This window comes from Neorhizobium sp. IRS_2294, assembly GCF_050500145.1.
Classification (GTDB): Bacteria; Pseudomonadota; Alphaproteobacteria; order Rhizobiales; family Rhizobiaceae; genus Neorhizobium; species Neorhizobium soli.
In genome coordinates this window covers 1,821,100-1,836,304 of record NZ_CP191439.1, presented here as the reverse complement: position 1 = coordinate 1,836,304, position 15,205 = coordinate 1,821,100, and the positions used below count along the sequence as shown (strand labels likewise).

The 15,205-nt window shown below is 61.5% G+C and carries 10 protein-coding genes; 9 read left to right on the top strand and 1 reads right to left on the bottom strand.

Going from position 1 to position 15,205, the window contains the following annotated elements; all coding sequences use genetic code 11:
- Nucleotides 1–16 precede the first annotated feature (16 nt).
- The 7 genes from ACQY1K_RS08935 to ACQY1K_RS08905 all read left to right on the top strand — a co-directional run bounded on the left by ACQY1K_RS08935 (nt 17) and on the right by ACQY1K_RS08905 (nt 9,099).
- On the top strand, nt 17–1,657 hold the full coding sequence (locus ACQY1K_RS08935; protein WP_430257112.1) for an ABC transporter ATP-binding protein: 1,641 nt from the start codon (nt 17–19) through the stop codon (nt 1,655–1,657).
- Entirely contained in the window at nt 1,647–2,732 is a 1,086-nt protein-coding gene (locus tag ACQY1K_RS08930) for an ABC transporter permease (RefSeq protein WP_430257110.1), read from the top strand. Before ACQY1K_RS08935 ends, ACQY1K_RS08930 begins: the two co-directional genes overlap by 11 nt.
- Nucleotides 2,732–3,646 (top strand): ABC transporter permease, encoded by a 915-nt coding sequence (locus ACQY1K_RS08925; protein ID WP_062580772.1) that lies wholly within the window; start codon nt 2,732–2,734, stop codon nt 3,644–3,646. The genes ACQY1K_RS08930 and ACQY1K_RS08925 overlap by 1 nt, the downstream gene beginning before the upstream one ends.
- A 45-nt stretch (nt 3,647–3,691) precedes the next feature.
- Complete coding sequence (locus ACQY1K_RS08920; RefSeq protein WP_430251627.1) at nt 3,692–4,765, top strand: BMP family ABC transporter substrate-binding protein; 1,074 nt, start codon at nt 3,692–3,694, stop codon at nt 4,763–4,765.
- Between the two features lie 132 nt (nt 4,766–4,897).
- Nucleotides 4,898–6,253, top strand: a complete 1,356-nt coding sequence (gene glmU / locus ACQY1K_RS08915) for a bifunctional UDP-N-acetylglucosamine diphosphorylase/glucosamine-1-phosphate N-acetyltransferase GlmU (protein WP_430257108.1) — start codon at nt 4,898–4,900, stop codon at nt 6,251–6,253.
- Between the two features lie 203 nt (nt 6,254–6,456).
- Nucleotides 6,457–8,283 (top strand): glutamine--fructose-6-phosphate transaminase (isomerizing), encoded by a 1,827-nt coding sequence (glmS, locus tag ACQY1K_RS08910; RefSeq protein WP_430257107.1) that lies wholly within the window; start codon nt 6,457–6,459, stop codon nt 8,281–8,283.
- Nucleotides 8,284–8,379: 96 nt separating this feature from the next.
- Complete coding sequence (locus ACQY1K_RS08905) at nt 8,380–9,099, top strand: DUF502 domain-containing protein (protein WP_430257105.1); 720 nt, start codon at nt 8,380–8,382, stop codon at nt 9,097–9,099.
- Here the strand turns inward: ACQY1K_RS08905 and recG are convergent.
- The gene (gene recG, locus ACQY1K_RS08900; RefSeq protein WP_430257103.1) at nt 9,096–11,201 is read right to left on the bottom strand and encodes an ATP-dependent DNA helicase RecG; all 2,106 of its coding nucleotides are present in this window, start codon (nt 11,199–11,201) and stop codon (nt 9,096–9,098) included. The genes ACQY1K_RS08905 and recG overlap by 4 nt on opposite strands.
- Nucleotides 11,202–11,292: 91 nt before the next feature.
- Between recG and ACQY1K_RS08895 the strand changes: the two genes are divergently transcribed.
- Both ACQY1K_RS08895 and mfd read left to right on the top strand, forming a co-directional pair.
- Nucleotides 11,293–11,616, top strand: a complete 324-nt coding sequence (locus tag ACQY1K_RS08895) for a succinate dehydrogenase assembly factor 2 (RefSeq protein WP_430258949.1) — start codon at nt 11,293–11,295, stop codon at nt 11,614–11,616.
- Entirely contained in the window at nt 11,613–15,143 is a 3,531-nt protein-coding gene (gene mfd / locus ACQY1K_RS08890; protein WP_430257101.1) for a transcription-repair coupling factor, read from the top strand. The genes ACQY1K_RS08895 and mfd overlap by 4 nt, the downstream gene beginning before the upstream one ends.
- The last annotated feature ends 62 nt before the right edge of the window (nt 15,144–15,205 follow it).

Genomic DNA, 15,205 nt, shown 5'->3' with positions numbered 1-15,205 from the left:
ATACTGCGACGCGAAAATGCCGGCACACAAGACCGGGCGCGCGGATGAACAAGGGGACGTCGTGACTTTTTCCGAGAGCGAGCAGGCTGCTTCGCTTTTGTCGGTCCGTGGACTGACGAAGCTGTTCGGCGATTTTGCTGCGTGCAGTGGTATCGATCTCGATATCGCGCCGGGTGAAATCCATGCGCTGCTCGGCGAAAACGGTGCCGGCAAATCCACTCTCGTAAAAATGCTGTTCGGCGTGCTTCAGCCATCGGGCGGGCAGATTGTCTGGCAGGGGAACCCGGTGACGATTGGTTCGCCTGGGGAAGCCCGGCAGCTCGGCATCGGCATGGTGTTTCAGCACTTCTCGCTGTTCGAAGCGCTGACGGTTGCCGAAAACATTGCCTTGTCTCTCGATCCGAAAACGCCGCTTGCCAAGATCGCCGAAGAGGCTGCCTCGCTTTCCAAGGCGTACGGACTGCCGCTTGATCCTTATGCGCATGTGGCAGACCTTTCGGTCGGTGAACGCCAGCGGATCGAGATCGTGCGGGCTCTCCTCCAGAACCCGAAGCTGATCATTCTCGACGAGCCGACCTCCGTGCTCACGCCGCAGGAAGCGGACCGGTTGTTCGAGACGCTCTTCAAGCTGAAGGCCGAGGGCCGCTCGGTGCTTTATATCAGCCACCGGCTGGAAGAAGTGCGTCGCATCTGCGACCGCGCCACCGTGCTTCGCCACGGCAAGGTGACCGGCGCCTGCGATCCGAGGCAGGAGACGCCAGCGTCACTTGCCCGGATGATGGTGGGGACGGAAGTTGCCGCGGTGCATCGGGACGAGACGGTGGCGCTTGGCGACATTCAGCTCGATGTCACCGATTTGACAGTGAGGGCGCGCTCGCCATTCGCGGTCAGTCTCAAGAACATTTCTATGCGCGTTAGGGCGGGCGAAATCCTCGCGATTGCGGGCATTGCTGGCAATGGTCAGAGCGAGCTTTTCGATGCGCTGTCTGGCGAGTATCCGGTTGCCGATGATGACCGGATCAAGATCCGCGGCAAGGCGGTGGGTCGCACCGGCATCAATGGCCGGCGGTTGCTCGGTGCGAGTTTCGTGCCCGAGGAGCGGCATGGTCATGCTGCCGTGCCCGGCATGTCGCTGACCGACAATCTGCTGCTGGCGCGCAGCCAGCCGGACCGGAAGGCATTTCTGTCGGGTGGTCTGGCGTCGATCGTGCGTTCCGGTGCGATCCGCTCGGCCACCAAGCGCATCTGCCAGCAGATGGATGTGCGCAAGAGTGGCGAGGATCCGCTGGCGGGATCGCTTTCGGGGGGCAACCTGCAGAAATTCGTTGTCGGGCGCGAACTCGATCGGCAGCCTTCGATCATGATCGTCAACCAGCCGACCTGGGGCGTCGATGCCGGGGCTGCGAGCCGCATCCGGCAGGCGCTGATCGATCTGGCGAAATCCGGCTCCGCCGTCGTCGTGATCAGCCAGGACCTTGATGAGATTTTCGAGGTGGCAACCAATATCGCTGTTATCTCGGAGGGCAAATTGTCGGAGCCGCATCCGGTCGGCAGCCTGTCGCTGGAGCGGATCGGGCTGATGATGGGTGGCATCCATGAGAGCCATTCCATCCCTGACGCCATGCCGTCCTCGCCGGAGGCAACGCATGCGCATTGAACTGCAAAAGCGCGCCCGCGTCTCGACACTGTTTTCGGTTCTTTCGCCGCTTCTGGCGTTGGTGCTGACACTGATCGGCGGCGCCATCCTGTTCTGGGCTCTCGGCAAGAACCCGGGATCGGCGCTCTACAGTTTCTTTATCGAGCCGCTTCTCGAAGTCTGGTCGCTGCATGAACTGGCCGTCAAGGCCGCACCGCTGATCCTGATCGCGGTCGGGCTTTCGATCTGCTACTGCTCGAACAACTGGAATATCGGCGCCGAGGGCCAGTTCACGATCGGGGCGATCACGGGTTCGATCCTGCCGGTTCTTTATCCCGAGTGGCATTCGCCGATGATCCTGCCGCTGATGCTTCTGATGGGCATTGCCGGCGGCGCGCTCTACGCGGGTATTCCCGCACTTTTGAAGACGCGGTTCAACACCAACGAAATTCTGACCAGCCTGATGCTGGTCTATATCGCGCAGCTGTTTCTCGACTGGCTGGTCCGCGGCCCATGGCGTGACCCGCAGGGCTATAATTTTCCGCAGACGAAGAGCTTCCAGATCGAGGCGGTGCTGCCGGAAATGCTGGCCTCCGGCCGGGCCCATTGGGGCTTTGCCTTCGCGATCATTGCCGCGGTGGCGCTCTGGTTCATGATGCGCTTCATGCTGAAGGGTTTCGAGGTTCAGGTGCTTGGGCAGTCGGAACGGGCAGGGCGTTTTGCCGGCTTTTCGGCACGGCGCATGGTGTGGTTCTCGATGCTCGTCTCCGGCGGACTTGCCGGGCTTGCGGGGATCTCGGAAGTATCCGGTTCGATCGGCCACGTACAGCCGTCTATCTCGCCCGGATACGGTTTCACCGCGATCATTGTGGCATTCCTCGGGCGTCTCAATCCGCTCGGGATCATCGCGTCGGGCCTGGTTCTGGCGCTCACCTATCTCGGCGGTGAGGCGGCACAGCTTTCGATCGGGATCTCCGACAAGGTCAGCCGCGTCTTCCAGGGCCTGCTGCTGTTCTTCGTTCTGTCCTGCGATACGCTGATCCATTACCGCATCCGGCTGATCTTTGCCGGAAGCCAGGCGGAGGCGAAGAGCTGATGTTCGAGGCGATCCTTCTGACCGTCATCACTGCCGCAACGCCGCTCGTCATCGCAGCGCTCGGCGAACTCGTCACTGAACGTGCCGGTGTGCTTAACCTCGGCGTCGAAGGCATGATGATCATGGGCGCCGTCTGCGCCTTTGCGGCGACGCAGATGACCGGTTCGCCCTATATCGGCATCGTCGCCGGCATTGTCGGCGGCGGGCTGTTTTCGCTGCTGTTCGGGTTCCTGACGCTGACGTTGGTGGCAAACCAGGTGGCGACGGGGCTGGCGCTCACGATCCTCGGTCTCGGCATTTCCGGCCAGCTCGGCGAGAGCTTTGTCGGTCAGCCGGGCATCAAGCTGCAGCCGATCGTCATTCCGCTTCTGTCCGATATTCCCTTCGTCGGCCGCGTTCTCTTCGCGCAGGATCTCACCTTCTATCTGTCTATCGCGCTTGTCATCGGCATCAACTGGTTCCTGTTCAAGAGCCGTCGCGGCCTGAAGCTTCGCGCGATCGGCGACAACCACGGATCGGCGCATGCGCTCGGCATCAACGTCATCCGCACGCGCTATTTGGCAGTGCTGTTCGGTGGCGCCTGTGCGGGTCTTGCCGGTGCGCAGCTGTCGCTTGTGTATACGCCGCAATGGGTGGAAAACATGTCGGCTGGACGCGGCTGGATTGCGCTTGCGCTCGTCGTCTTTGCTTCGTGGCGGCCATGGCGGGTTCTCGCCGGCGGCTATCTTTTCGGGGCCGTGACGATCGGGCAGCTGCATGCGCAGGCGTTCGGTATCGGCATTCCGTCCCAGGTTCTGTCCGCACTTCCTTACGTGGCGACTATTGTCGTCCTCATCATCATCTCGCATAATCGTCGCACGACGCTCATCAATACGCCGGCTTCGCTCGGAAAGGCATTCGTCCCCGATCGGTGACCGCGGTAAGCACACCCCGTCTTCAAGCCAATAGAGGTTTAGGAAATGAAGAAACTGATTATCGCCCTAGCCGCGTCGGCCGCCCTTCTGGGTGGTTTCTCGACCGGCGCGCAGGCCCAGGAAAAGAAGAAGGTCTGCTTCATCTATGTCGGTTCCAAGACCGACGGCGGCTGGACCCAGGCGCATGATCGCGGCCGTATCGAGCTGGAAAAGGCACTTGGCGACAAGATCGAGACGCCGTTCCTCGAAAGCGTGCCGGAAGGTCCGGATGCCGAACGTGCGATCGAGCGCATGGCCCGCTCCGGTTGCGCGATCGTCTACACGACCTCGTTCGGCTTCATGGATGCGACCGTGAAGGTTGCCGCGAAATTCCCGAACGTGAAGTTCGAACATGCAACCGGCTTCAAGGCTGGTCCGAACCTCGCGACCTACAATTCGCGCTTCTACGAAGGCCGCTACATCCAGGGCCAGATCGCTGCGAAGATGTCGAAGAAGGGCGTTGCCGGCTACATCGCATCCTTCCCGATCCCGGAAGTGGTGATGGGCATCAACGCTTTCGAACTCGGCGCAAAGTCGGTCAATCCTGAGTTCAAGCTCAAAGTCGTATGGGCCAACACCTGGTTCGACCCGGGCAAGGAAGCCGATGCTGCCAAGGCACTGGTCGACCAGGGCGTCGATATCCTGACCCAGCACACCGACACGACGGCACCGATGCAGGTTGCAGCCGAGCGCGGCATTTTCGCATTCGGTCAGGCCTCCGACATGATCGCCGCCGGTCCGAAGACGCAGCTGACTGCGATCGTCGACACCTGGGGCGCCTATTACATCAAGCGCACCAAAGCGCTTCTCGACGGCTCCTGGAAGTCCGAGCAGATCTGGGACGGCTTGAAGGACGGCATTCTCACGATGGCGCCCTACACCAACATGCCTGACGACGTGAAGGCGATGGCCGAAGAGACCGAAGCCAAGATCAAGTCCGGCGAACTGCATCCGTTCACCGGCCCGATCAACAAGCAGGACGGTTCTGAGTGGCTGAAGGCCGGCGAAAAGGCCGAGGACGGCGTTCTGCTCGGCATGAACTTCTACATCCAGGGCGTGGACGACCAGCTGCCGAAGTGAGCTCGTCTATAAGCTGAATTCTAAAGGGCGCCCTCATCGGCGCCCTTTTTGTTTCTTCTGGACATATGCCGTTTATCGCCCTTCAAGACAGTTGCTGCTACACAGGCGGCGATCGCCGAAGGAGATTCTGAAATGAGCCGTTCCTGCCTTGCCGTCATTCTTGCCGCTGGCGACAGTACGAGAATGAAATCGTCCATGTCGAAAGTGCTGCATCCGGTCGCCGGGCGGCCGATGATTGCGCATGTGATGGCAGCGGTCGCTTCGGCCGGCATGACGGACGCAGCACTTGTGGTCGGCCGCGACGCAGACAAGGTTGCCAAGGCAGGTGCGATCGGCGGGATATCGGTCAAAGCTTTCCTGCAGACGGAGCGGCTTGGCACCGGACACGCAGTTCTCGCGGCGCGTGACGCGATCGCGGAAGGTTTCGACGACGTTCTGGTGGCCTATGCCGACGTTCCGTTGATTACCGCTGCCCCGTTCATGGCCGCTCGGGCTGAGTTGCAGAATGGCGCCGATGTCGTGGTCATCGGCTTCCACACGGACAAGCCGACCGGCTACGGTCGTCTTCTGGTGGAGAATGGTGAGCTTGTCGCCATCCGCGAGGAGAAGGATGCGACTGAGGAGGAACGCAAGGTCACCTGGTGCAATAGCGGCCTGATGGCAATCAACGGTGCCAAGGCTCTGGCCCTGCTCGAACAGATCGGCAATGCCAATGCCAAGGGCGAGTACTACCTGACGGATCTCGTGGAGATCGCCCGGGCGAGCGGCGGCAAGGTCGTTGCCGTGGATGCGCCCGAAACGGAACTGACCGGCTGCAACAACCGGGCGGAACTGGCTTACATCGAGCGCCTGTGGCAGGAGCGCCGCCGGCACGAACTGATGGTGTCCGGTGTCACGATGATTGCGCCGGAAACCGTTTTCCTGGCGTTCGATACGCAGATCGGGCAGGACGCGCTGATCGAGCCGAATGTCGTTTTCGGGCCCGGCGTGACGATCGATAGCGGTGCGATCATCCACGCGTTTTCCCATATCGAAGGCGCGCATGTCAGTTCGGGTGCGACAGTCGGGCCATTCGCACGGCTTCGGCCAGGGGCTGATCTCGCCGAGGGCTCGAAAGTCGGCAATTTCTGCGAGGTGAAAAACGGCAAGGTGGGCGAGGGCGCCAAGGTGAACCACCTGACCTATATCGGCGATGCCGTCATCGGCGCGCATGCCAATATCGGCGCCGGCACGATCACCTGCAACTATGACGGCGTCAACAAGCATGAGACCCGGATCGGCGCGAACAGCTTTATCGGATCCAACTCGTCATTGGTTGCGCCGGTGTCGATCGGCGACGGGGCCTATGTCGCGTCAGGCAGTGTGATTACCGAGGATGTGCCTGACGATGCGCTGGCCCTTGGTCGCGCCCGGCAGGAAGTGAAGCCGGGCCGCGCGAAGGTCATTCGCGAGCGCGCGCTGGCGATCAAGGCATCGAAGGCGAAGTAGCCGTCCGGGGCTACATTGAAGACGGAAGGATCCGTCGCTGCGGGAGGGGCAAGAACTGCTTCGAACAGGCCGCAGCGGCAGGTCCGACCCATTAAGGATTTCGCGTTACTGTTCGACATCGAAAGTGACCGCGCCGGTGATTGCACGGCGAGGGCAATCGGCTAGGACTTCGCGATCGAACGAGAAGAATTGGAGAGGCCTATATGTGCGGGATTGTCGGGATCGTGGGCCAGGAGCCGGTAGCGACGCGTCTGGTCGAGGCGTTGCGGCGGCTGGAATACCGCGGCTATGATTCCGCCGGCGTCGCGACGATCCACGAGGGCAAGCTCGATCGCCGCCGCGCCGAGGGCAAGCTGTTCAACCTCGAGAAGAAGCTCGATGGAGAGCCGCTGCCGGGCATGATCGGCATTGCCCATACCCGCTGGGCGACGCATGGCGTTCCGAACGAGACGAACGCGCATCCGCATTTCGTCGACGGAGTCGCGGTTGTTCATAACGGCATCATCGAGAATTTCTCCGAACTTAAGGACGCCCTGATCGCCGAAGGGGCTGTGTTCACCAGCCAGACGGATACAGAAGTCGTGGCGCATCTTCTGGCGCATTACACGCGCGAAGGCCTGGGGCACCGCGAAGCGATGCTTGCCATGCTCAACCGCGTTTCCGGCGCCTATGCGCTGGTCGTGATGTTCGAGGACGAGCCCGGCACGATCTTTTCGGCGCGATTCGGACCGCCGCTTGCCGTCGGTCATGGTCGGGGAGAGATGTTCTTAGGATCGGATGCGATTGCGCTGTCGCCCTTCACCAACGAGATCACCTATCTGGTCGATGGCGACTGCGCCATCATCACCCATGATCGTCTCGAGGTCATCGACTACGAAGGCAGGCCTGTTACCCGCAAGAGCCAGATTTCGCAGGCCGCGACCTTCATGGTCGACAAGGGCAACCATCGCCACTTCATGGAGAAGGAGATCTACGAGCAGCCGGAGATCATCTCCCATGCGCTTGCCCATTACATCGACTTTGCCACCAACACGGTGAAGCCGACGGATACGGCGATTGATTTCTCGACGGTGTCCGGTCTCGCGATCTCCGCCTGCGGTACGGCCTATCTGTCCGGTCTTATCGGCAAATACTGGTTCGAGCGGTACGCTCGCCTTCCCGTCGAGATCGACGTCGCCTCGGAATTCCGCTACCGCGAACTGCCGCTGTCGCCCAGCCAGGCGGCGCTGTTCATCTCGCAGTCCGGCGAGACAGCCGATACGCTCGCATCCCTGCGCTATTGCAAGGAACAGGGCCTGAAGATCGGCGCCATCGTCAACGTCCGCGAGTCGACGATCGCGCGCGAATCGGATGCAGTGTTTCCAATTCTCGCAGGACCGGAGATAGGTGTCGCCTCGACCAAGGCGTTCACCTGCCAGCTCGCGGTTCTGGCGGCTCTTTCGATCGGCGCCGGTCGCGTCCGCGGGACAGTGACGGAGAGCGACGAGAAGGCGATGGTAAAGCACTTAGCCGAGATGCCGCGAATCATGAGCCGGGTATTGAACGACATCCAGCCCCAGATCGAGGCGCTCTCGCGTGAGCTTTCGCGCTTCAAGGATGTGCTCTATCTTGGTCGCGGCACGAGCTATCCGCTAGCACTGGAAGGTGCTCTGAAACTCAAGGAAATCTCCTACATTCACGCGGAAGGCTACGCAGCCGGTGAATTGAAGCACGGACCGATCGCCCTGATTGACGAGCACATGCCGGTCATCGTCATTGCGCCGCATGACAGGTTCTTCGAAAAGACCGTTTCGAACATGCAGGAAGTGGCGGCGCGCGGCGGCGAGATCATCTTTATCACCGACGAGAAGGGAGCCGCTGCCTCGAAACTTCCGACGATGGCGACGATCGTGCTGCCGGATGTAGACGAGATCATTTCACCGATGATCTTTTCGCTGCCGATCCAGCTGCTCGCCTACCATACGGCCGTGTTTATGGGCACGGATGTCGATCAGCCTCGCAACCTTGCCAAATCCGTCACCGTGGAGTGATCGGGAAAGGTTTGCTTTCCCTTGCATCGCAGCATTGCATCTTGCATTGTCGCATTCGATGAATGCGACAATGCAAGTCACAGGTAAGGAATTTTCATGAGCGACAGCCCCGAGCGCTTATCGCTGGCCAATCGGCTCAGAAACAACTTCCTGACAGGCCTGATCATATGCGCGCCTTTGGCGATCACGATATGGCTTACCTTTACCTTCATCGACTGGGCCGATAGCTGGGTAACGCCCTACATTCCGCAGCGTTACGACCCCCAATATTACTTCGACGTAACGATTCCCGGCACGGGTCTGCTGCTGGCGATGGTGATGATCACCATCATCGGCTTTCTCGGCAGGAACCTGATCGGTCGCTCGATCGTCAGTTTCGGCGAGTTGATCCTCAACCAGATGCCGCTTATCCGGACCATCTACAAGAGCGTCAAACAGATCCTGGAGACGGTTCTGAAGGAACAGTCCACGTCCTTCAAGAAGTGCGGCATGGTGGAGTTTCCGACACCCGGCACCTGGGTGCTCGTGTTTATTGCCGGCGATGCACAGGGCGAGATTGCCGAGAAGCTCAACGCAGACGGCGAGGAGATGGTGGCGGTGTTCATGCCTCCGACCCCGGTTCCAACCGCGGGTTTCCTGATGTTCGTGCGCAAAAGCCAGATCATCATGCTCGACATGACGCCGGAAGAGGGCGCCAAGCTGTTGATCTCGGGCGGGCTTATCTCTCCGACCTATACGCCGAAGCCGGGCGAGGTCCCGATCCTGCCGGCACCGCAGGACATGCCCACTGTTACCACGCCTCCGACAGCACCTTAGCCGGCGCGCAGGAAGCGGATCGCTTCGTCACGTCTATGCAGGTACAGCAGCGCGCGTACGGCCTCGCCGCGTTCACTTGTTAGGTCGGGATCGCGATCCAGGAGGTAGGTCGCGTCCTTGCGGGCGATCTCGAGGAGATCCGCGTGTGCTTCTAGGCTGGCGATCTTGAACCCGGGCGTCCCTGACTGGCGGGTGCCGAGGAGTTCTCCTTCGCCACGCAGTTTCAGGTCTTCCTCGGCGATCAGAAAACCGTCCTCGCTGTCGCGGAGAATCGACAGGCGCGCGTGGCCGGTCTCGCTGAGTGGTCCCTTGTAGAGAAGAATGCAGGTGGAGGCTTCGTCTCCACGCCCTACACGTCCGCGCAACTGGTGGAGCTGCGCTAGACCAAACCGCTCTGCATGTTCGATCACCATGATCGTTGCATCGGGCACATCGACGCCGACCTCGACAACCGTGGTTGCCACAAGCAGGCGGATCTCGCCGTTCTTGAAGGCGCTCATGACGGCGTCTTTTTCCGGTCCGGCCATTCGGCCATGCACGAGGCCGACATTGTCGGCACCGAGTTCGCGGGCCAGTACCGCGTAGCGCTCCTCGGCCGACATCAGTTCGGAGACGTCCGATTCCTCGACCAGCGGGCAGATCCAGTAGGCCTTCTTTCCCTCTGCGACGGCGCTGCGCAGGCGCCCGACGACATCGCCGATCCGTTCGGTCGGGATCGTCACGGTCTGGATCGGCTTTCTGCCGGCAGGCTTCTCGGTCAGCTTGGACACATCCATGTCGCCGAAGGCTGCCAACACCAGCGTGCGCGGGATGGGCGTCGCGGTCATGACGAGCATATGCGGGGATATGCCCTTGGCGGTCAGACGCAGACGCTGATGCACGCCGAACCGGTGCTGTTCGTCGACGACCGCCAGCATCAGGCTGTGATAGCTGACGGTGTCCTGGAACAGCGCGTGGGTGCCAATGACGATCTGGGCCTCGCCCGAGGCGATCCGCTCGACGATGGCTTCGCGTTCGCGACCCTTGGTGCGGCCGGTCAGAAGTTCGACAGTGACGCCGGCGGCACCGGCCAGTTTCGAGATGGTCGAGAAATGCTGGCGGGCGAGGATTTCGGTCGGTGCCATCAGAACGGCCTGGCCGCCGGCTTCGACAGCGGCGGCCATCGCCAGAAGGGCCACCAGCGTCTTGCCGGCGCCGACATCGCCTTGCAACAGCCGCAGCATGCGGTCTTCGCCTGCCATATCCTTGGTGATATCCTCGACGGAGGATTTCTGGCTCGGCGTCAGCGAAAACGGCAGTGCGGCGACGAGCCGGGTGGCAAGCTCGCCCTTTACCCGGATCGGCTGTCCCGGCACTTTGCGGATCTTCTGGCGCACCAGTGCCAGCGACACCTGGCCTGCAAGGAACTCGTCATAGGCCAAGCGGCGGCGTGCCTTGGACTGGGGATCGATATCCGTTTCGTCCCGCGGATCGTGCAGTTCCTGAAAGGCTTCCGTTACGGTAGGAAAGCCCTCACGCTGCGTGAGGCTCAAATCCGCCCATTCCGGGAACTGGGGCAGGCGCGCGATTGCAGCTTCAATCGTCCGGCGGAATGTCTTCGAAGAGAGGCCCGCGGTCATAGGATAGACTGGTTCCACAAGCGGCAGGTTTTCGGCTTCCGATACCTTCACCATGAAATCCGGATGGATCATCGAGGCGCGGCCGTTGAACCAGTCGACCTTGCCACTGACCATCACCTGTTCGTCGACCGGAAGCGTCTTGTGCAGCCAGTCTCCCTTTGCGCGGAAAAAGGTGAGGGCGAGTTCGCCCGTCTCGTCGTGCAGGAAGACCCGGTAGGGCTGGTTGGTTCTGGCCGGTGGAGGTTGATGCCGGTCGACGCGTCCCTCGATGGTGACGATCGCTCCCTGCGGCGCGAGCGCGATGCCCGGACGGTTGCGGCGATCGATCAGCGAGGTGGGCGCGTGGAACAGGAGATCGACGACCCGGCAGTCTTCCGCATCCTCGCGTCCGGTGACGCGCGCGATCAGGTCGGCGATCTTCGGGCCGACGCCGGGCAGCGATGAGACGGAGGCAAACAGCGGATCGAGTATGGCAGGACGCATGGTTGGTTAAATGGCGCAAGTTTTGCCCATTTGGCAAGGTGACGCGAGCCGAAAACAATCCTATATGAACCGCAAAACAGGGACCTGGCTTATGACTGGATTGGCACGCACCAGCGCGGATCTCGACCCCCGTCGCCGACGTATTCTCTATCGCTGCTGGCATCGCGGCATTCGCGAGATGGATCTCGTGTTCGGCAGCTTCGCCGAGGCGGAGATTTCCAACCTCTCCGATACGGAACTGGACGAGTTTGAAGTGATCATGGATGAGCAGGACCACGACCTGCACGCCTGGATCACCGGCGCTATGGCGCTGCCCGAGGAACGCAATACGCCTCTGTTTGCGCGTATCGCCGCCTACAAGCCGGACTTCGATCCCGTGACCAGAGAGTTGTTGCAAGAGAAACTCGGCCAATGATTTCCGGATTTAACGCGAAGAAGATCGCGGCGGCCTCAACACCGCTGACCATCGGCAGTGTGCCGGCCGGCACCGAACCGCTTGTTCTTGCGGAACTGGCGCGGGCCGGACAGTCGGTTGCCTACGTTCTCTCGGACGGCCAGCGGATGCCGGATCTGGAGCAGATGCTGTCCTTCGTTGCGCCGGAAATTCCGGTTCTGTCGCTGCCGGCCTGGGACTGTCTGCCCTATGACCGTGTGTCGCCGAGTGCCGATGTCTCCGCAAGGAGACTGGCCGCCCTGTCGGGGCTGATCGCGCATGCCAAGAAGCCGCATCCGGCGATCGTGCTCGTCACGGTCAACGCGATGTTGCAGAAGATCGCGCCTGCCTCGGTCATTGAAAGCCTCGCGTTTTCGGCCAAGCCCGGCAACGTGATCCGCATGGATGACATCGCGGCGCGGCTTGAGCGCAACGGATTCGACCGCGTTTCCACGGTGCGCGAAGTCGGCGAATTTGCGGTGCGCGGCGGTATTCTCGATGTGTTCGTGCCGGGTTCGGAAGAACCGGTGCGGCTGGATTTCTTCGGTGACACGCTGGAAACGATCCGGTCCTTCGATCCGGCAAGCCAGCGCACGACGGGCCAGGCCCGCTCGCTCGACCTCAACCCGATGAGCGAAGTGACGCTAACGCCTGATACGATCAGCCGCTTCCGCACGAACTATCTGTCGCTGTTCGGTGCTGCCAACCGTGACGATGCGCTCTATGAGGCCGTGTCCGAGGGGCGTTGCTACGCCGGCATGGAACACTGGCTGCCGCTGTTTTACGAGAAGCTCGAGACCGCGTTCGACTATCTGAGCGGCTTCCGGATCGTGACCGATCACAATGCGCGCGAAGCGGCCACAGAGCGCTCAAAGCTGGTCACGGACTATTTCGAGGCACGCCGCGATCAAGCGAGCCTGGGCAAGGGTGCCGCCGCGCAGGCGACGCCCTACAAGCCGGTATCGCCGGGCCAGCTCTATCTCGACGGCAAATCGTTTGCCGAAATTCTCGATGAGGTCGCGGCCATCCGGCTCACGCCCTTCAACGAGATGGATTCGGCCGGCCGTCCGGTTCTGACTCTGGATGCCCATACGGGGCCGCGCTGGGCGAAAAGCCAGGCGGAGACCGGGTCCGAGACCCAGGAACACGATTCCGATAGCGAGGTTCGTGTCAATATTTTCGATCTTGTCGTCAAGCACATCGCCGACAAGCGCGCTGAAGGCACGAAGGTTCTGATTACGGGCTGGTCCGCCGGCTCGCTTGACCGCCTGCTACAGGTGCTGGACGAACGCGGCCTGAAGCGCATCAAGCCGATCGAAAAGCTGTCTGACCTTCAGAAGCTCGACAAAGGCGAAGCGGCGTCCGCGGTGATGAGCCTGGAGGCGGGTTTCGAGACGGGCGATATCGCCGTGATCGGCGAACAGGATATTCTCGGCGACCGCATGGTTCGCCGCGGCAAGCGTCGCAAGCGCGGTGCCGACTTCCTGACCGAAGTCGCGGGTCTCGATGAAGGGTCGCTTGTCGTCCACGCCGAACACGGTATCGGCAAGTTTGTCGGCCTGATCACGATCGAGGCCGCTGGCGCGCCGCGTGCCTGCCTGGAACTGCATTATGCGGATCAGGCCAAGCTCTTCCTGCCCGTCGAAAACATCGACCTTCTGTCACGCTACGGGTCGGATGCAGCGGAAGCCAATCTCGACAAGCTGGGTGGTGGCGCCTGGCAGGCCCGCAAGGCCAAGCTCAAGAAGCGCCTGCTGGATATGGCCGGCGATCTGATCCGGATCGCTGCGACGCGCATGGTGCGTCGTGCGCCGGTTCTCGCAACGCCGGAAGGGCTCTACGACGAGTTCGCTGCCCGCTTCCCCTATGACGAGACGGAAGATCAGGAAACCGCGATCGAGGCGGTGCGTGACGATCTGGCAGCCGGTCGACCGATGGACCGCCTGGTTTGCGGCGACGTCGGCTTCGGCAAGACCGAAGTGGCGCTGCGCGCGGCCTTCTTTGCCGCGATGAACGGCGCCCAGGTTGCGGTTGTCGTTCCGACGACCCTGCTCGCACGCCAGCATTTCAAGACGTTTACCAACCGCTTCCGCGGGCTGCCGATCCGGATCGCCCAGGCCTCGCGTCTCGTGCCGGCAAAGGAGCTGGCGCTGACGAAGAAGGAATTGTCCGAGGGCAAGGTCGATATCGTCGTCGGCACCCATGCGCTGCTGGGCAACAGCATCCAGTTCGCCAACTTGAGCCTGCTGATCATCGACGAGGAGCAGCATTTCGGGGTCAAGCACAAGGAACGGCTGAAGGACATGAAGACCGACGTGCATGTGCTGACGCTGTCTGCGACGCCGATCCCGCGCACGCTGCAGCTGGCCATGACGGGCGTTCGCGAACTGTCGCTGATCACCACGCCGCCGGTCGACCGCATGGCTGTGCGGACCTTCATCTCGCCGTTTGATCCCTTGGTCATTCGCGAGACGCTTATGCGCGAGCATTACCGCGGCGGCCAGAGTTTCTACGTCTGCCCAAGGCTGGCGGACCTTGCCGATATCCAGGCGTTTCTGCAGTCGGACGTGCCGGAACTCAAGGTAGCCGTTGCGCATGGACAGATGGCTGCGGGAGAGCTGGAAGATATCATGAATGCCTTCTACGACGGCAAGTATGACGTGCTTCTCTCGACCACGATCGTCGAATCCGGTCTCGATGTTCCGACTGCCAATACGCTGATCGTTCACCGGGCCGACATGTTCGGGTTGGCACAGCTCTATCAGCTGCGTGGCCGCGTTGGGCGCTCGAAGGTTCGGGCATTTGCGCTGTTCACGCTGCCAGTCAACAAGACGCTCACCCAGATGGCGGACCGTCGCCTCAAGGTGCTGCAGTCGCTCGATACGTTGGGCGCCGGTTTCCAGCTGGCAAGCCACGACCTCGACATCCGCGGCGCCGGCAATCTTCTCGGCGAGGAACAGTCCGGTCACATCAAGGAAGTCGGCTTCGAGCTTTACCAGCAGATGCTGGAAGAGGCGGTTGCCGAAGTGAAGGGCGAAGACGAGATTCTCGATACGGGCTGGTCACCGCAGATCTCCGTCGGCATCACCACGATGATCCCGGAGAACTACGTGCCGGATCTGCATCTGCGCATGGGCCTCTACCGCCGTCTCGGCGAAGTCCAGGAACTGTCGGAGATCGACGGGTTCGGCGCGGAAATGATCGATCGCTTCGGACCGATGCCGCCCGAGGTGCAGAACCTGCTCAAGGTCGTTTATATCAAGACGCTCTGCCGCAAGGCGAATGTCGAGAAGGTCGATGCGGGTCCGAAGGGCGTGGTCATCGTATTCCGTGACAAGCAGTTCCCCAACCCGGCGGCGCTGGTCGGCTATATCGCCAAGCAGGGTTCGCTTGCGAAGATCAGGCCGGACCAGAGCATCTTCCTCAACCGCGACCTGCCGACGCCGACAAAGCGGCTGACGGCTGCAGCCCAGGTGATGACGCAGTTTGCGGAACTGGCGAAGACCTGAAGCGTCTCGTCGCTTCGACAACAAACAAAAGGCCGGTGAGCAGAGCTCGCCGGCCTTTTTCG